The organism is Enterococcus sp. DIV1375a, from assembly GCF_051712205.1.
Taxonomy (GTDB): domain Bacteria; phylum Bacillota; class Bacilli; order Lactobacillales; family Enterococcaceae; genus Enterococcus; species Enterococcus faecalis.
On sequence record NZ_JBIOOM010000001.1, the window covers coordinates 359,089 to 375,473 of the forward strand.

At 36.8% G+C, this 16,385-nt stretch carries 17 protein-coding genes and 2 pseudogenes; 12 read left to right on the plus strand and 7 right to left on the minus strand.

Annotation, left to right across the window (positions count from 1 at the left end):
* Window positions 1-45: 45 nt before the first annotated feature.
* From tyrP to IGJ63_RS01835, 3 genes are all read left to right on the plus strand, one after another.
* Window positions 46-1,464 carry a tyrosine-tyramine antiporter gene (tyrP, locus tag IGJ63_RS01825; protein ID WP_002355453.1) on the plus strand — a complete coding sequence of 473 codons (1,419 nt, stop codon included), beginning with the start codon at window positions 46-48 and terminating at the stop codon, window positions 1,462-1,464.
* Window positions 1,465-1,588: 124 nt separating this feature from the next.
* Window positions 1,589-2,995: a Na+/H+ antiporter NhaC gene (nhaC, locus tag IGJ63_RS01830; protein WP_002419959.1), complete on the plus strand. Its 1,407-nt coding sequence runs from the start codon at window positions 1,589-1,591 to the stop codon at window positions 2,993-2,995.
* A gap of 355 nt (window positions 2,996-3,350) precedes the next feature.
* Complete coding sequence (locus tag IGJ63_RS01835; RefSeq protein ID WP_101732029.1) at window positions 3,351-4,268, plus strand: hypothetical protein; 918 nt, start codon at window positions 3,351-3,353, stop codon at window positions 4,266-4,268.
* A gap of 51 nt (window positions 4,269-4,319) precedes the next feature.
* Here the strand turns inward: IGJ63_RS01835 and IGJ63_RS01840 are convergent.
* From IGJ63_RS01840 to IGJ63_RS01850, 3 genes and pseudogenes are all read right to left on the minus strand, one after another.
* Window positions 4,320-4,764: pseudogene (locus tag IGJ63_RS01840) on the minus strand (YehR family lipoprotein).
* A gap of 150 nt (window positions 4,765-4,914) precedes the next feature.
* Window positions 4,915-5,421 carry a phosphatidylglycerophosphatase A family protein gene (locus IGJ63_RS01845; protein ID WP_010710809.1) on the minus strand — a complete coding sequence of 169 codons (507 nt, stop codon included), beginning with the start codon at window positions 5,419-5,421 and terminating at the stop codon, window positions 4,915-4,917.
* 131 nt (window positions 5,422-5,552) lie between these two features.
* Window positions 5,553-6,506 (minus strand): L-lactate dehydrogenase, encoded by a 954-nt coding sequence (locus IGJ63_RS01850; RefSeq protein WP_101732028.1) that lies wholly within the window; start codon window positions 6,504-6,506, stop codon window positions 5,553-5,555.
* Between the two features lie 167 nt (window positions 6,507-6,673).
* Here IGJ63_RS01850 and IGJ63_RS01855 point away from each other — a divergent pair, with 167 nt between their 5' ends.
* Both IGJ63_RS01855 and IGJ63_RS01860 read left to right on the plus strand, forming a co-directional pair.
* On the plus strand, window positions 6,674-7,036 hold the full coding sequence (locus IGJ63_RS01855) for a DUF4809 family protein (RefSeq protein ID WP_002382941.1): 363 nt from the start codon (window positions 6,674-6,676) through the stop codon (window positions 7,034-7,036).
* A gap of 17 nt (window positions 7,037-7,053) precedes the next feature.
* Window positions 7,054-7,464, plus strand: coding sequence for a DUF4809 family protein (locus IGJ63_RS01860; RefSeq protein ID WP_101732027.1), 411 nt, complete (start codon window positions 7,054-7,056; stop codon window positions 7,462-7,464).
* Window positions 7,465-7,510: 46 nt separating this feature from the next.
* On the opposite strand, the gene IGJ63_RS01865 is transcribed toward IGJ63_RS01860, so the two are convergent.
* A complete protein-coding gene (locus IGJ63_RS01865) occupies window positions 7,511-8,338 on the minus strand; it encodes a LysR family transcriptional regulator (protein WP_002355461.1) in 828 nt (275 codons plus the stop codon).
* Between the two features lie 141 nt (window positions 8,339-8,479).
* Here IGJ63_RS01865 and IGJ63_RS01870 point away from each other — a divergent pair, with 141 nt between their 5' ends.
* Window positions 8,480-9,448: a TDT family transporter gene (locus tag IGJ63_RS01870; RefSeq protein WP_002355462.1), complete on the plus strand. Its 969-nt coding sequence runs from the start codon at window positions 8,480-8,482 to the stop codon at window positions 9,446-9,448.
* A 22-nt stretch (window positions 9,449-9,470) separates the two neighbouring features.
* Window positions 9,471-10,430 carry a GDP-mannose 4,6-dehydratase gene (locus IGJ63_RS01875; protein WP_101732026.1) on the plus strand — a complete coding sequence of 320 codons (960 nt, stop codon included), beginning with the start codon at window positions 9,471-9,473 and terminating at the stop codon, window positions 10,428-10,430.
* A 151-nt stretch (window positions 10,431-10,581) separates the two neighbouring features.
* On the opposite strand, the gene IGJ63_RS01880 is transcribed toward IGJ63_RS01875, so the two are convergent.
* On the minus strand, window positions 10,582-10,932 hold the full coding sequence (locus tag IGJ63_RS01880; protein WP_002415976.1) for a winged helix-turn-helix transcriptional regulator: 351 nt from the start codon (window positions 10,930-10,932) through the stop codon (window positions 10,582-10,584).
* A gap of 111 nt (window positions 10,933-11,043) precedes the next feature.
* Between IGJ63_RS01880 and IGJ63_RS01885 the strand changes: the two genes are divergently transcribed.
* Complete coding sequence (locus IGJ63_RS01885) at window positions 11,044-11,661, plus strand: nitroreductase family protein (protein ID WP_002355466.1); 618 nt, start codon at window positions 11,044-11,046, stop codon at window positions 11,659-11,661.
* Window positions 11,662-11,848: 187 nt separating this feature from the next.
* A pseudogene (locus IGJ63_RS01890) lies at window positions 11,849-12,963 on the plus strand (lipoate--protein ligase).
* Here the strand turns inward: IGJ63_RS01890 and IGJ63_RS01895 are convergent.
* Window positions 12,871-13,725, minus strand: coding sequence for a M48 family metallopeptidase (locus IGJ63_RS01895; RefSeq protein ID WP_101732025.1), 855 nt, complete (start codon window positions 13,723-13,725; stop codon window positions 12,871-12,873). The pseudogene IGJ63_RS01890 and the gene IGJ63_RS01895 sit on opposite strands and share 93 nt — an antisense overlap.
* Window positions 13,726-13,907: 182 nt before the next feature.
* Window positions 13,908-14,243, minus strand: a complete 336-nt coding sequence (locus IGJ63_RS01900; RefSeq protein WP_002382952.1) for a hypothetical protein — start codon at window positions 14,241-14,243, stop codon at window positions 13,908-13,910.
* A gap of 115 nt (window positions 14,244-14,358) precedes the next feature.
* On the opposite strand from IGJ63_RS01900, the gene IGJ63_RS01905 reads away from it, so the two are divergent.
* From IGJ63_RS01905 to IGJ63_RS01915, 3 genes are all read left to right on the plus strand, one after another.
* On the plus strand, window positions 14,359-14,643 hold the full coding sequence (locus tag IGJ63_RS01905; RefSeq protein ID WP_002382953.1) for a hypothetical protein: 285 nt from the start codon (window positions 14,359-14,361) through the stop codon (window positions 14,641-14,643).
* A gap of 4 nt (window positions 14,644-14,647) precedes the next feature.
* On the plus strand, window positions 14,648-15,583 hold the full coding sequence (locus tag IGJ63_RS01910; protein WP_101732024.1) for a LacI family DNA-binding transcriptional regulator: 936 nt from the start codon (window positions 14,648-14,650) through the stop codon (window positions 15,581-15,583).
* A gap of 170 nt (window positions 15,584-15,753) precedes the next feature.
* Window positions 15,754-16,350, plus strand: a complete 597-nt coding sequence (locus tag IGJ63_RS01915) for a nitroreductase family protein (RefSeq protein WP_002355475.1) — start codon at window positions 15,754-15,756, stop codon at window positions 16,348-16,350.
* The last annotated feature ends 35 nt before the right edge of the window (window positions 16,351-16,385 follow it).

The window sequence follows — 16,385 nt, forward strand, 5'->3', positions numbered from 1 at the left end:
GTCATTCATGCTCCTTATCCAAAATCTTATAAGGAGTGTACAAAATTGGATAAACAACAAGTTAAAAAAATTGAATTAGGTACTTTTATCGGTTTAACAATGGCATTGTGTGCAACTGTACGTAGTATCCCAACACTTGCTGCTGTTGGTTGGACATTAATTTCTTACACAATTTTCGCGGTCTTATTCTTTGCTGGTCCAATCGCATTGATATCTGGTGAATTATCTACGATGCTTCCTCAAGAAGGTGGCCCTCAACTTTGGGTTAAAACTGCCTTAGGTAGCAAATGGGGTTTTGTTGTCGCTTGGTTACTATGGGTGCAAATGTTCCCAGGAATGGTAATGGTTGCTTCTACATTAGGCCCTTTGCTAGGTAATACATTTGGTAATGTTCATTTAGGTGAAAATCATTGGTTCGTATTAGGTTGTATCTTAGTGATTTACTGGATTATTACAATCTTGAACTTGAAATTTGATATGGCGAAAGTTGGCGGAAATATTGGTGTTTGGCTAGGTGTTTACATCCCAGTATTAGTTATGTTTGTTTTAGGTCTTCTTTCAATGATTAAAGTAGGCTTAACACCTGGCGGCTATTTAGGTGCCTTCTCTTGGTCAAAAGTTTTACCAAACTTAGAAAATATGGACACATTTAAATATCTAGCAGGGATTGCGTTTATCTTTGTTGGGATTGAAATGTCTTCTGTTTATATTCCTCGTTTGAAAGATGCAACAAAAAATTATACAAAAGGCGTTTTCATTTCATTAATTGGTTTAGTTTTATTAAACGTTATTAATGCAATGTTTGTTGCTAATATTGTTCCAAATGGCAAAATGGAATTGTCTAACATTACACAACCAATTTTGCTTTATTGTGACGTTTTAGGTTTACCAACAATTATTGGTAATATCTTTAGTTTCATGGTCTTCTTAGGTGTGTTATTACAATTATCTGCTTGGGTTACTGGACCATCAAAAACAATTATTCAAGTTGCTCGTGATGGCTTATTGCCACCAAAATTTGGTTTCCATCGCGAAAATAAATATGGCGTTTCTCGTAACGTTGTGTTAACACAATCTGTGGTTATCTCATTATTCGCTTTACTTTATGGGGTAATGGATGATGTCAACGCTGTATTCTTAACTTTAACAAATGCAACAACAATTATTTATAGTATTGTGTATGTATTGATTGCGATTTCCCTAATTAAATTACGTAAATCTCAACCAGATACACTACGTCCTTACCGAATTGGTAAAAAAGGTAATGGCTTAGCTTATTTAGTGGCAGCAATGTTAATTTTTAGTGTTATCATTGTTATTTTCGCCACATTAGGTACAACAACCGTGACTGATGCAGTCTTAGTTGCATTAATCACTATTGTCATGTTTGTGATTCCGTTAATCATTAATCGCTTTAAAAAAGCAAGTTGGGCAACGGAAGTAAAAGAAGATTTAGGTGAATAAAAAGGCTAGCAATTATTTTGCTGAGTGCCTCTTCATCTGATGACTATAGTAAATTGTCGTTTGGAAACTGAAGCAAGTTCGATTATTGCTTCAGTTTTCGCTTTCCATAAAAGGAGGTTTTCATATGAAATCAACGAAACCCACTGTTTCGTTCGCTGAAAGTTTAGGCATTTTGATTGCCTTGTTAGCGATTCTCGGGTACTTAATTATTGGTCAAAAATTAACCCCTCACATACCGATTCTTTTTGTATTCATGTTGTTGTTGCTTTATGGCAAATGGAAAGGATTTTCTTGGGATGAGATCCACGAGGGCATTGTGGAAGGGATCAAACCAGGAATCATTCCGATTATTATTTTCTTGCTGATAGGTGTCTTAGTTGCTACTTGGATCTTGTCTGGGACGATTCCAACAATTATGGTCTATGGTTTTAAAATTATCTCAGTGAAGTTCTTCTTACCAACCGTTTTTGTGGTCTGTGCACTAGTTGGTGTGACGGTAGGGAGCTCCTTTACGACTGTTTCAACTATGGGGATTGCCTTTCTAGGTATTGGACATATTCTTGGATTCGACAATGCGATGACAGCTGGTGCAGTTGTTTCAGGTGCCTTTTTGGGGAACAACATTTCACCGTTATCTGATACAACAAACTTAGCTGCTGGAATTGGTGGCGTGAACCTTTTTGAACATATACTAAACATGATGTACACTGTTATTCCGGCGTTTATTATTTCGATTGTCGGCTATATCTTCTTGGGGCATCAATCTGGCTCGGCGGATTTACAATCGGTTGATGCAATGGTCCAAACGTTACATCAAGGATTCTGGATTTCACCGATTACATTGTTGCCAGTAGCGGTTTTATTCTTATTCGCTTGGAAAAAGGTACCGGCTATTCCAACGTTATTAGTCGGCTCTACAGTGGCGGTCATCTTAGCTTTTATAAATGATCATCACCTAAGTTTAGCGAAAGTTTCTACCGTTTTAATGAGTGGCTATGTGGCAGATACAGGGGACCAAAGTATTGATACACTTTTATCTCGTGGTGGGATTGAAAGCATGTTAGGTTCTGCTGCGTTGATTATTTTGGCATTAGGTTTGGGCGGCTTGTTGATTAAGTTTAACATCGTGGCTACTTTAATTGATAAAATTAAAGGCTATGTGAATAATCCAGCCAAATTAATCGCTTTAACTGCCTTAAGTTCTGTGGGAATTAACTTACTAGTTGGCGAACAATATTTGTCAATTATTTTACCAGGGGAAACATTTAAATCCTCATTTACTCGTTTAGGTATTGATAAAAAATATTTAACTCGTACTTTGGCAGATGCTGGGGCGGCAGTCAACTCGTTAATTCCTTGGGGAGTTAGTGGTACCTTCATTATGGGAACGTTAAAAGTTGGTGCACTAGAATACTTACCGTATGCCTTTTTCCCATTGCTTTGCCCTATTATTACCGTCATTCTGGGGATATTCTTAAAAAAACAACAAGGGGAAAACAAAAAAGCACCAGGGACTAACGTTGAATTGTGAGTTTTTTCAGATAATTAAACAATTGGTTACGATTGAACCTCAGTGTCTCTGCTGATTGGTTCAATCGTTTTTTCGTCACAGATTTTTTACAATTCTTCATATAATCTTTGAAGCTCCTTAAAGGCAATTTAATTATTCTAAGTTATGATACAAAGGATCAATCAAATAGGTGGATGAACGTGGTGTTAAACTCATAGAGACTAACAGTAGTTTATTCTTGCTCAATGTTGAGGTGTAGGTTCGAATCCTACCGTCCACTTTCTGTTATTTAAACCAACTAGAACGAAACACAAACAAGTGACGGATACACATGATTAAGGTACAATAGGGGTAGGGAAAACAAGGAGGAATTCTTATGAAAAAGATAGGGCTTATTTCTAGTGCTTTTCTTTTAACCCTTGCTTTAGCAGCATGCGGCGGCGGAAAAAGTACAGAAAATACGGATAGTCGTTCCAGTGCTGCGGAAAGTACCACAGTCGAGAGTACAAAAGCATCTGCTACAAAAGAATCAAGTAGCAAAGCAGCAACGAAATCTAGTGATGCGAAACCGTCAGGAACAACGACAGCTGATTCGAAAGCAACAGCTTCTTCTACGAAGGAAGCGGCAAATAATGGCTCAGCAGAAAAACAATCACCAGCGAAAAATGCGAATCCAGATGACCAAGCCAAGCAAGTGCTTAACCAGCTAGCAAACATGTTTCCTGGTCAAGGCTTACCGCAGGCAATTTTAACGAGTCAAACGAATAACTTTTTAACTGCAGCGACAACTTCACAAGCGGATCAAAACAATTTCCGTGTTTTATATTATGCAGAAAAAGAAGCGATTCCAGTGAATGATGCACGTGTCAATCAGTTAACGCCAATTAGTTCTTTTGAGAAAAAAACATATGGCTCTGATGCCGAAGCAAAAAATGCAGTGAACCAAATCATTGACAATGGCGGTCAACCAGTAGATTTAGGTTACAATATTACTGGGTATAAACAAGGGGCGGCAGGTTCTAGTTACTTATCTTGGCAAGAAGGCAATTGGAGTTTAGTCGTACGGGCCTCAAATATCAATGGTGAATCGCCTGATGATTTAGCGAAAAATGTTGTCAACATTTTGGAACAAGAAACATTACCAGCACCGAATACCGTTGGTCAAATCACACTGAACGTGGCAGGAACCACTGACTATAATCGAAACTCAGTAGTTTGGCAAGCCGGTACAGTCGTTTACTCTGTCCATCATTTTGACCCAATTCAAGCAGTGAAGATGGCAACATCGATTTAAATAATCAAAAGAAAGCGTGCAACAATGCCCATTGTCGCACGCTTTCTTTTATTATTTTTGTTCTGTATAACCTTGTGACTCCACCAATTCTTGGCTTTTCTTCATGCTAATTCCCTTAGAAGAATCTCCATCAATCTGGATACCATCTACTTTTTTGGCTTTATCATAATCAAGTTTTTCATAATTAATCGTCAATTTTTCGATGGCTTGTTTGTCCTCATAGGTCAGTTTGTAATTAAGCCCTTTGATGTCCTCATATTGTTTAGAAACGGGTTCCAACGCTGTTTTTGCCTCTTCTTTTGTAATCCCCAATTTGTCATAAGAAACAATGTTTTTAGCCGTTTGCGTTAAGACTTTATCTCCTTGGTACGTATAGGTTAAGGTGGAATCAATCCCATCTTGTGGCGAACCTACAATTTGTCTCTATTTTTGAACCGCAACTTGCAAGAAAGAATACTCCAATAAAAATTAAAAATACACGTAAAAACTTTTTCATTTCTAGATAACCTCCTTTAGCTGTTTATTCTTGACTGTAACATAACACGGCAAATAATTACTGTTAAGTAGAAAGCTTGTGAGAAGTCCAGCAAATAAAACTAAATAAAAAAACTTACCTCTTCATTTTTATGAGAAGAGGCAAGTTTTTTTATTTAGTAATATCACTTAAATCTGGTTGTGAGTGAGCCAACCGACTGGCAGCCGCAGCCGCAATTGCGCCCACGATATCATCCAAGAATGTGTGGACATGTTCGCCATCATGCGCATTTAACTCTTTTAAAATGCCTGGTTTTACCTTGTCGATATACCCATAGTTCGTAAAACCGATAGATCCATAAACATTTACAATGGAGAGCGCCATAATTTCATCAATGCCATAAAGCCCTTCATCTTCCGTTAAAATTTCTTGTAACGGTGAGAGTAGCTTGTTTTCTTCTGCCAGAATATCCAGTTGGACACCTGTAATAATCGCGTTGTGTACTTCACGCTTTGTTAACACTGCATCAATACTTTCTAAACAAGTATCTAATGTTAAATTATCAATATAATCTTTTTGTAAAAATAACACAAGTTCAGCTAAATCATTCATTGTTACGCCACGTTCTTGCAATAAACGACGTGCGCTATTTTCTAACGTATCTCCTTGGATTACCATTTTTTGTCCTCCTAATTTCTGCTTTAGTTGAAGTTCTTCTTTCATGGTACCAAAAAGAACGATAAAGGGGAATTAGAATCTATTTTGGTAGAGAATAATTTAGTTGAAGTGTTATTTTTAGTTAAAAATTACTAAGCGTTCGGTTGTAACGATGCCATCACTTGTTTTAATTGTGTCACTGATTTTTGGAAGAGTTCTTTTTCAGAAGCATTTAGATTCAATTCAATAATGTCAGTCACACCTTGATTGCCAACGACTGCAGGAATCCCTGTAAATACATCTTGTTGCCCATATTGCCCATCTAAGTAAGCTGAGACAGGTAAAATAGCTTGTTCATTATTTAAAATGGCTTTAACAATGCGTGCAGTACTCATACCAATCCCATAATAGGTCGCTTGTTTGCGATCGATAATTTCATAAGCTGTATTTTTCACTTTATCAGAAATGATTGGTAAATCGTCACTAGTTAAGCGCTCTGTCGTATCCACAATTTCTAAAATAGGCTTGGTACCAATCATGGTATGAGACCAAACAGCCACTTCAGAATCCCCGTGTTCGCCAATAATATAGCCGTGAACATTGCGTGGATCAATCGCTAAACGTTGAGACAGTTCTTTGCGGAAACGAGTTGTGTCCAAAGTTGTACCAGTTCCAATTACTCTTGAAACAGGTAAACCAGAAGCTTGCCAAGCCACATAAGTCAGTACATCGACAGGATTTGAGGCAATCACTAAAATTCCATCAAAACCAGATTTCATGATATTGTTAACAATTGTTTTCATAATTTCTGCATTGATTGAAACCAAATCTAGACGACTTTGCCCAGGTTTTTGATTAGCGCCAGCTGTAATCACGACGATATCGGCATCTTGGCAGTCTTGATAGTCGCCAGACCAGACGTTTACATTTTCTTGACCCCAAGACACACCATCTAATAAGTCAATTGCTTCGCCTTCAGATTTGGCTTTGTCAATATCAACTAAGATTAATTCATTCGCAATCCCTTGGTTGATCATGGAATAGGCAATACTTGTGCCAACAAAACCAGTACCAATAATTGCGACTTTTTTGTTAAATACTTTCATCGTTCATCTCTTCTTTCTGTAATATTTCTTTCTTAGTGAATTATATCACTAACTTTTCGGGTGTGGTTATACCAATCTGTAATAGTCTTTATTAACAATTTAAATAAGGGAAGCGTGCTTTTTTTGTTATGATAAGAGTAGGAAAATAGAGAAGATAAGGAGGCAAAATGACAACGACAACAGTGTATTATGCAAGCAATAATGAAAAACAGCCGAACTGTTTTCAACTAGTTATCGGTAGCTTTAGCTATGAACTTCCAAAAATAGAAATCTACGAAATCCTGGAATGTGTCGCTTCAGCATATGGCTATCAAAAAGAACCATTCATTGAAGAACAAACAGAATGTTTTGTTAAAGGCAACCGTTGTATACATGTTTCCCAACAAGCGACGACGTTGACTTTTGTTGTGAATGATCTGCGTTTAGTAATGGAAAAACAATGCCGGAATCACGAAGAAGTCTTTCAAGAAGTTAATCATATTTTATTGAATATTTTTGAGGAGACCCCTTGTGTTTTTCTCGAAAAGTAGGAAAGAAGAGGATTAAGATGAAACAGGTGAAAATAACAACTACCTCAGATTTGATTAATGGCGGCTGCAATGCCTGTCCGAATGTGAAGTGTACGAATTATCTTGTTCATGTAGAAGATGAAACAATTGCGTTAGAAACACTAACCGTTGCAGATTTAGTAACTTTATTAGCACTCAAAGAAGGGTTTCGTCAAAAATTAGTTATGGAAATGTTCGAAGAATATACGGTGTTTGAAAAGGAAACTCATCAAGTTGTATTTAAGGAAGAGGAAACGAGAATTCTTTTTCAATCAAAAAAACAGACCATTCAAAGCACTCTTTTGTGTAAAGAGCCACAACAAGTGTTCCAAGAAACCCAGCAAATTTTACACCAACTATTTGAGTTAGAACCTTTTGAATTTGAATTGGTAGAGGAAACTGATAAATAAAAAACAGGAAAACGATTTAGCGAAAGCTAAGTCGTTCTCCTGTTTTTTAGGCTTGTCGTTCACGAATTTTTTCAACGATTCGGTTATAAACTTCAGAGAAGGAAGTATTGGCATGGTGATCGGTCTGGACAATGAAAATTTTTCGAGAAGCAAAGGACTGATCAATTGGTTGCCAAGGGATCTCATCGGAAATAGATAATCGAGAAACAATTGATTGCCCAATGTTATTTTTTAGCAATTGTAATAGGACTTCGTTGTTGTTTAATTCGATAATTGGTAAGTTGATGCTGTGTTCATTGAGATAAAGCTCATTGAAAAAACGTAAGCCAGAGTTCTTTTCTCTTAAGAGCCAAAATTTTGAAGCGGCATCTCCTGCTAGAACTAGTTGGTCTTCATAAACAATTTCTTTGTGTAGATTTTTGGTTTCAATGGGTTTTTCAATTAGCCCAATGTGGGCATGATTATTTTGAACCATATCCACGACTTCGTTTGAATTCATCAGTTGAATTGAAAAGTTGATGAGTGGAAAAGCGGTAACCAAACTCTCCATAATATCTGGCAGTAAATAAATAGCAACTGTATTTGAAGAGGCTATAATGCAGTCTTCTTTAAAGTTCTCTTTTTCTGCAGCTTGCGCAAAAGAAGTGGTTAAGCTTTCAATAATCGAGAGCATTTTTGGATATAAAAAATCAGCTTCTTTGGTAGGAATAACCGATTGTTTTCCATTACGATAGAACAGCTTGATCGAAAAGTGTTGCTCTAATTTCTTGATTTGCAAAGAAACAGTTGGCTGAGAAATATACAATTGTTTGGCCGCCGCACTAAAATTTTTGGTTTCATACACAGCAATAAATGTTTTGATCCATTCGAACATAAAATCGCCTCTTTCTATTTGCTATCTTAATAGTTGGTATTGCAAATATTTATTTTACAAATATAAATATTTCATTTAGTATAATAACATACTTTTGATTAATATCAATAATAATAAATAAAGACGGAGTGTGACTACATAATGGTAGAAAGTGCGAAAAAATTCTTGCGGAAAGTCCCGATTCCCATTTGTGGACTAATTTTAGGGATGGTTTCTTTGGGGAATTTACTTTATTCCTTGGGATATGCAACAATTGGGACCATTTATTGTGTACTTGGCAGTCTCTTAATGATTTTAGTTATTTTAAAAATTATTTTTACAATGAAACATGCATTAAGCACCTTAGATGATCCAATTATTGCTTCGGTATCACCAACATTTACAATGGCTTTAATGGTTATCTGTGTTTTCTTAGATCGGATATTTACCAATGCTGCTTGGATTAACGTGTTGTGGATTGGCGCAGTGATTTTACATTTTATTTTAATGATTTATTTTGTAGCGGTGCATATTTTTCCAACAAAAATCGAACTGGAACATATTTATCCAAGCTGGTTTATTACGTTTGTCGGCATTGGCGTTATTCCTAATACTTCTCAATTGTTTATCAATGAGTTGGGAAAAATTGTTTTTTGGGTAGCGTTGTTCTTTTATTTACTCTTGTTACCAATTTTAATCAAGAGAATTACGAAGTCGAAAGAAATGCCTGAATCGACCATTCCTTTATTGACGATTATGACAGCGCCAGGTTCGTTATGTTTAGCTGGCTATATTTCAATGGGTGGTCATTTGTATATGCCATTAGTTGTTTTCTTGCTAATTTTGTCTCAATGTATTTATGGGATTGTAGTTGTGAATCTATATAAAATTATGCAAGTGACATTCTATCCAAGTTATGCTGCCTTTACATTCCCATTAGTGATTTCTGCGACAGCATTAGTCAAAGTTAAACCTTTATTTGCAGAAAAGGTAGGCCTAACGAGTCTGTTAAATATTTTGTCTACTTTTGAACTGTTATTAGCTGTGGCTATTGTAAGTTATGTGTTCATTCGATATTGCATTTTTTTATTCCAAAGAGAAAATAACACGAAAAAAGTGGAATTAAATTAAAAAAAAGAGAGGAAGCAAAGAGGTGAAGAAACTATTAATTACTGGAGGAGCTGGCTTTATTGGTTCTAATTTGGCTAATTTTTATAGTCAACAGTATCAAGTTTTTGTGATTGATGATTTGTCCATGGGGCGAGTGTCAAATTTGCAACAAACTGAGCAGTTGGTTTTTATTAAAGGAAGTGTGACGGATCAGCAATTATTGGACGAAGTACTTTCAAAGCATTCGTTTGAGTATATCTTTCATCTTGCGGCCGTGGCAAGCGTGGCAAGTTCTGTGGCACAGCCTCTAGAGACACATGAGGTCAATTTTTTAAGTGTATTGAAAATATTGGAATCAATAAAAAAATATCAAAAAGAGCTCAAACGTTTTGTTTTTGCTTCGTCGGCAGCCGTTTACGGTGCAGAGCCAACGTTGCCTAAAAGAGAAACTTCGATGATTTGCCCTTTGAGTCCCTATGCTATTGATAAGTTTGCTGCTGAACGTTATGTTCTCAATGAATACCATTTACATGGGGTACCCACGAGTGCAGTTCGCTTCTTTAACGTCTATGGTCCCAATCAAAATCCTGCTTCACCCTATTCTGGTGTCCTGTCCATTTTGATGGATCGTTATATCCAATTAGAGCAAGGGCAAGCGAGCCAATTTCAAATATTTGGAGATGGTCAGCAAACACGTGACTTTATCTACATTGAGGATGTCCTAACTGCATTAGATTTAGTAGCAACCAAAAATGAAGCGTTGGGACACGTTTATAATGTGGGTACCGAAGTTGCCATTTCACTTAATCAATTAATTGAAGAAATGAACCAATTAGTGGGACTTTCTTTGCCAGTTTCTTATCAAAAGGAACGAGATGGCGATATAAAATATTCTCTTTCAGATAGTTCTGCTTTGAAAGGCTTAGGTTTTTCGCCCGTTTATTCAATTCGAGAAGGACTTCAAAAATATCTTAAGTTTACCCATAATACCCAAAATAGATAAAAAAGAGCCTGGGACAAAAATCACTTTGGATTTTTGTCCCAGGCTTAAAAATTGATAAACGGCGGGAACAGAAGCAACTCCTTCGGAAATAAGCCGAAATTCTCCAAAAATTATAGAACAATTTTCGGAAATTCCTTCTTATTTCTCTGAGTTAAACACTTCTGTCCCGACCTCTTTTTTGTGCAAATGTTTCGCCCCAATGGCAAAGTGAAGAGAGGGCATCGTAAAGAGCATATCCTTCCGAAGTGAGCGTATATTCCACACGCGGGGGCAGTTCGTTAAAGGATTCTCGATGGACTAGGCCATCTTTTTCCATTTCTCTCAAGCGATCTGTCAGGACGCGTTGAGTGATTCCGTCGAGCGCACGCATCAATTCACCGTTGCGCTTGGTTCCTTGGAATAATTCATCCATTAATGATAATTTCCATTTGCCGTTAATGGTGGAAAGGGCTAAGTTGATACTGGTTTGTTTATCAGTTGTCATAGTTTCTCCTTGTGACACGTAATGGTTACTTTTTTCTTCCTAGGTGAATAAAAAGTGCGTACTTTTTTTCTCCATCATAGTGAGTAATAATAACTATGTCAAGTAAGGTAAGAGGAAGGAAGAAGAAATATGATGTATCAAGATGTTGTTCGCAGCCGCCGCTCAGTTCGGGATTTTATGCCAGATGTTGAGATTCCTAAAGAGGAATTAATGGCCATAATTGAGGAAGCGATGTTCGCGCCAAATAGTACCAATTTAAATTCATGGCGTTTTTTAATTGTCACAGAAAAAGAACAAAAAGAAGCCCTTTACGAAGTTTCGATGCAACAACCAGCAGTTAAAGGGGCAGCGGCGGTGATTATTTTATTAGGTGATTTGACTGCTTATACAGTGGCCAATGCAGATGAAATCAGTGCTAAAGCTGTCGCACAAGGAACGATGACGGAAGAAATTCGTCAAGGAATTAATGAAAATGTTTCTTGGTACTATGATGTTAGCGAAGAACAAAAAAGAGAGTGGCTAATGTTAGACCAAGGCTTAGTTGCGATGCAGCTGATGCTTTCTGCAAAAGATCGAGGCTATGATACTGTGGCGATGTCTGGTTTTGAAACAGAAGCGGTTCGCAAGTTATTTAATATTGAGGATCATTTAGTGAACGGACTGATTATTCCGATTGGCAAAGCTCAAACACCCGGCTTTGAAACAGTCCGACGAGATGTTTCAGAAGTAGTAACTTGGTTAGACTAAAAAGCTAAACAGTTCTGTAATTGCTGTTTATTAGATTTTGAGCGTGGAACAAACATCCAAAGTGATTGTTGTCCCACGTTCGTTTTTTTGTTAATCATCCGCTTTTGAGAATGGCCAGAGAAGACGTTTAGTGAACCAATTTTGAAAGAAAGTGATACACTAGAAGAAAAAGAAGTGGGGCGACCTTATGCGTTATGTCATAATGCAGTCACGAGATATTCGTGAAAATTTAGCAACGGAAGATTATCTATTAAACACTCTCTCTTTTGAAGAGCCCTTAGTGTTGTTCTATATTCAGGAACCCTGTGTTATTTTAGGCCGAAATCAAAATGCTTATGAAGAAATTGACTTAGCTTATGCTAGAGAGAAGGGAATCGTTATTACTCGCCGTTTATCGGGCGGTGGTGCTGTTTATGATGATCTCGGGAATGTCAGCTTTAGTTTTGTTGTTCAGGAAGGACATCAAGCTTTTGGGGATTTTAAAGCGTTCACTAAACCCATTATTGAAGCATTACATAAAATGGGCGCAACGGGGGCCGAGATTAGCGGTCGCAATGATTTATTAATTGATGGGAAAAAATTTTCTGGCAATGCCATGTATACAAAAAAGGGGAAGATGTATACTCATGGTACCTTGATGTATGATGTTGATTTGGCAGAAGTTCAACGTGTCTTAACTGTTTCTAAGAAAAAATTGAATCAAAAGGGACAAAATCTGTTCGGGGACGCGTAACCAATTTACGGCCGTACTTAGACGAAAAATATCAACAATTAACCATTGAGGAATTTCGCAATCGTTTACTGATGGAGCTCTTTGATGTCGAATCTCTAACTGAAATTGCGGAGAAAGAATATGTCCTAACCAAAGCAGATCAACAGGAAATTAGGAAATTGGTCGCTGAAGTGTATGGCAATGAAGCTTGGATTTTTGGTGAAGCGCCTAAATTTACGATCAAAAAAGAAGAAAAGTTTAAAGGCGGCATCGTGGATGCACGTTTGACTGTTGAAAAAGGTAAAATAATTGAGTTAACGATTTATGGTGATTACTTTGCCAAAAAAGAAACAGCGGAAATCGTTGCAGCTTTATTAGGTGTGGACTATCAGTATTCATCAATTTGGCAAGCATTAGCAGCGTTTAACTTTGAAGACTACTTTGTAAATATCACCAAAGAAGAATTTGTTCATTTATTTAATGATGGTTGGCTCTTGCTAGAAAAAATTCCCATGAACGTCCCAATTGCCAGTATCTTTGGCTTTTTTCAATGTTTGCATTCGACGAAAGCCAACAGGATGATCGGATAAGAAGTTACTCAATTTAAGCCAGATGGTATCATCATGTAAATCAATACTGTGAAAGTATTCTTCTAAATCCACACGACTGCCCATGTATTTTCCTGAAAATAAATAAATCATGCTTAAAGCACCTTCTTCGGCGTAGTATAAACCTGCGCGATCAGCGGTATATTCTTGCGTTCTTGTAAAACTTTTATCTAACGCAACTGGTTTCAAAATAATGGATAACATTAGCCGCCATAAATTAGTGTGTCCACATTTATGGTGTCCTAGCTCGTGTGCCAAAATAAAGCGAATCAGCGAAAAATCGCCTGTATTGTACGCGATATCCAACAAATCACTGTGAATGACAACATAGCGTCTGTGTAAAGAGCATTTTGCCGCAAAAGCGTTTAAGACACCATTCCCGTTGATTAAATAAAGACGTGGCATCCTTAATTTTTTAGTGCCAAAGCCCATTTCTTTTGCTAAATCAATATACAAGGAATAAATTTCTGGTAATTGATTTTCTGTAATTTCCACTCCGTTAGAAGCAGTGTCCATGTACATATAACGAATGGTAAAAAAAGCAATGACTGGCGCAATTGGTGCAATTAAGACAATTAATAACCAGTCAGGAATCGGCAAATCACTCAATATTAATAAGGCAACTAACCCCAATGCGAAAAACAATAAAACAAAACCAATGATAATCATTGGTACTTCAAAACGATAACGTAACTTAGCAACGGAAATTTCTTTCTTTTTTTCCTGCGGTTGACACATAAACATTCCTCCCCAAACATTTCCCAAACACTTTTTCAAATAAAATGACTTATCTGTTACTTCTAATATACCATTGGTTAATCGATAATGACAAAGGTGGGAACTTGAATAAAGGTAATTATATCAAGTGATTAATGAAAGGGACTCGTTGTACGCGAGGAATTGGTCTATCTTGATTAAATAAAATTTTAATAATCTAACTGTTTTAGACGTAATAAAGTAGTTTCTGGAGTTAATTTTTTAATAACATACAAACGCAAAATCGCATGTTCAATTTTTTGTTCTTCTGGCGATAGCTCCGAATTTATATAGGATAACTTCTCGATTAAATAGGTTAAAAATGAGCCAGCACCTTGGCTGCCCACTAAAAAGCCAATTTCTTCCGTTTCGGTTAATTGTTGTTTTTTTAAGTGGTAAATTTCTTGTGCAAGTGCCCCCGAGATAATGATTTCATCTGTTTGCTTGTTCAAATTCGTTAGTAAGTCGCTTTTTGTTGCTACTGTAACAGTTTCCATTGCACTCATCCTTTGCTTTTATATGATACATCTAGTATAACATGGTCTCACTTTTTTTTATTTTTCCTCTTGCTCTGGTACGCGTTTCATAAGGTAAGCTAGGTGTATCAAAATATTGGAGGGCATGAAAATGAATGTTATAGTGGAGATAAGCGATAGACTTGGTATGGATTACTATTTTGTCTCGGTGACTACGACGGCCAAAAGTCTGCAGTTAGATAGTCCCAAAAAATACTATAAGATTTGGCATCAAGAAATTCCGTACCATCAGATAACGGAGTGGCACTTGACACAGCAGGAGGATATTCAGGAAATTTCTTTTGCTTGGCAGGAGACCTTTTATCGTTTTGTTGATTACGGGACAGGGATTGTGCCTTATTTAACTCAATTTTGTAAAGTAATGAGGTGAAAGTATGACAACAATTCGAGAAATTGCGCGCCTTTCAGGATCTTCAGTTACGACTGTTTCGCGTGTGATTAATCATCATCCTTATGTTTCTGAAGAAAAACGACTGAAAATCCAAGCAATTATCGATGAGTTGGGCTATAAGCCCAATATATTAGCGAGAAATCTTAGCTTTGGGAAAAGTAATACATTAGGTGTCATGGTTCCTTACACGAATCAACCTTATTTTGATGCTATTTTAAGTGGGATTATCCACCAAGCATTTCAACAAGGGATGATGGTCAGTTTATTACCAACGGATTATGATAAAGAAGTTGAAAAAAGTTACTTGGAAAAAATGGCCACGGGTGCGTTTGATGGCATGATTGTTTTATCAAAGGCAAATCCTTTAAGTGTGTTTGCTCCGTATAAAGAGCAAGTTGTTTTTTGTGAAAAAATAGAAGACCCTAGTTATGCTAGTATCTATATTGATCGTTTAACCGTTTATCGGCGGGTCTTCCAAGCGTTGAAACAACAAGGATGTAGTGAAGTGGCAATTACGATTAACCGTGCACCAGAAAAAAGTATAAGCGCACGCTATTTAGTTGACGCATATCAGGAAATTTATGGAGCGATTCCTGAAAATCGGTTATTTAAGGACTGTTTAACCTATGAAGATGGGTGTGAAGTAGGAAGACACTGTGGGCAAGATCCAACGCTCCAAGCGGTTGTGACCAACGGTGATGAAATTGCCGCAGGGATTCAAGCCGTTATTGAAAGACCACTCTTTTTAGTGGGACAGGAACAAACTTTATTAAGTGAAATTTTAAATTTTTCAACAATCTGTCATCCATTAATGGAGTTAGGGGAAAAAGCCACACACTTATTTCAAGAAAAACGGCCGAAAACGATTCAATTGACTTCTACATTTATTAATCGACAACCAGATTTTTCTTTTTCTTAGAAAAAAGCTGGTTGTTTTTTCTTTGGTAGAATAAGGTTGTTCACTAAAAAATAAAAAAACTTACAAAAAGTAAGACAAAAAGCTTTACTTACTTTTAGTAAGGTAGTATAGTAAGCATGTAAACAAAATTAAATGAATTTACTGAGGAAATTCGAAAGGATGAACATATTATGTCAAAATTTACTGAAATGATGAAAAACCGTCGTTCAATCTATGCTTTAGGAGAAAACTTACCAATTTCAAAAGAAGAAGTAACTGCTTTAGTAAAAGAAGTTGTTAGAGAAAGTCCAACAGCTTTTAACTCTCAAACACAACGTGTTGTGTTCTTATTCGGCGATGCTCACAAAAAATTATGGGCAATGACTGAAGATGCCTTAAAACCATTAACTCCAGCAGAAGCATTTCCAAACACACAAGCTAAATTACAAGGTTTTGCAGCTGGTGCGGGTACAATTTTATTCTTTGAAGATACAGATATCGTGAAAAACTTACAAGATAGCTTCCCATTATATGCGGATAACTTCCCTGTTTGGTCTGAACAAGCAACTGGTTTAACACAAGCAAACGTTTGGACTGCCTTAGCGCAAGAAAATATCGGCGCAAACTTACAACACTACAACCCAGTCATTGACGAAGCGGTTGCTGCAGAATGGTCAATTCCTGCAAACTGGAATTTGCGTGCACAAATGGTCATTGGTTCCATTGAAGCGCCAGCTGGCGAAAAAGAATACATGGAAGATAGTGCTCGTTTTAAAGAATTCAACTAAATCATTGCTTTAGTAAAACGAAGAGGAAAGGAGTG

Bases quoted from the DNA above. Each gene is read 5' to 3' on its own strand.
- IGJ63_RS01860 (WP_101732027.1), top strand. From the start codon at position 7,054: ATGAAACAGGTGAAAATAACAACTACCTCAGATTTGATTAATGGCGGC.
- IGJ63_RS01865 (WP_002355461.1), bottom strand. From the start codon at position 8,338: ATGTTCGAATGGATCAAAACATTTATTGCTGTGTATGAAACCAAAAAT.
- IGJ63_RS01850 (WP_101732028.1), bottom strand. From the start codon at position 6,506: ATGAAAGTATTTAACAAAAAAGTCGCAATTATTGGTACTGGTTTTGTT.
- IGJ63_RS01870 (WP_002355462.1), top strand. From the start codon at position 8,480: ATGGTAGAAAGTGCGAAAAAATTCTTGCGGAAAGTCCCGATTCCCATT.
- IGJ63_RS01905 (WP_002382953.1), top strand. From the start codon at position 14,359: ATGAAAATGAATGTTATAGTGGAGATAAGCGATAGACTTGGTATGGAT.
- nhaC (WP_002419959.1), top strand. From the start codon at position 1,589: ATGAAATCAACGAAACCCACTGTTTCGTTCGCTGAAAGTTTAGGCATT.
- IGJ63_RS01885 (WP_002355466.1), top strand. From the start codon at position 11,044: ATGATGTATCAAGATGTTGTTCGCAGCCGCCGCTCAGTTCGGGATTTT.
- IGJ63_RS01845 (WP_010710809.1), bottom strand. From the start codon at position 5,421: ATGGTAATCCAAGGAGATACGTTAGAAAATAGCGCACGTCGTTTATTG.
- IGJ63_RS01915 (WP_002355475.1), top strand. From the start codon at position 15,754: ATGTCAAAATTTACTGAAATGATGAAAAACCGTCGTTCAATCTATGCT.
- IGJ63_RS01895 (WP_101732025.1), bottom strand. From the start codon at position 13,725: ATGTTTATGTGTCAACCGCAGGAAAAAAAGAAAGAAATTTCCGTTGCT.
- IGJ63_RS01855 (WP_002382941.1), top strand. From the start codon at position 6,674: ATGACAACGACAACAGTGTATTATGCAAGCAATAATGAAAAACAGCCG.
- IGJ63_RS01900 (WP_002382952.1), bottom strand. From the start codon at position 14,243: ATGAGTGCAATGGAAACTGTTACAGTAGCAACAAAAAGCGACTTACTA.
- IGJ63_RS01910 (WP_101732024.1), top strand. From the start codon at position 14,648: ATGACAACAATTCGAGAAATTGCGCGCCTTTCAGGATCTTCAGTTACG.
- IGJ63_RS01835 (WP_101732029.1), top strand. From the start codon at position 3,351: ATGAAAAAGATAGGGCTTATTTCTAGTGCTTTTCTTTTAACCCTTGCT.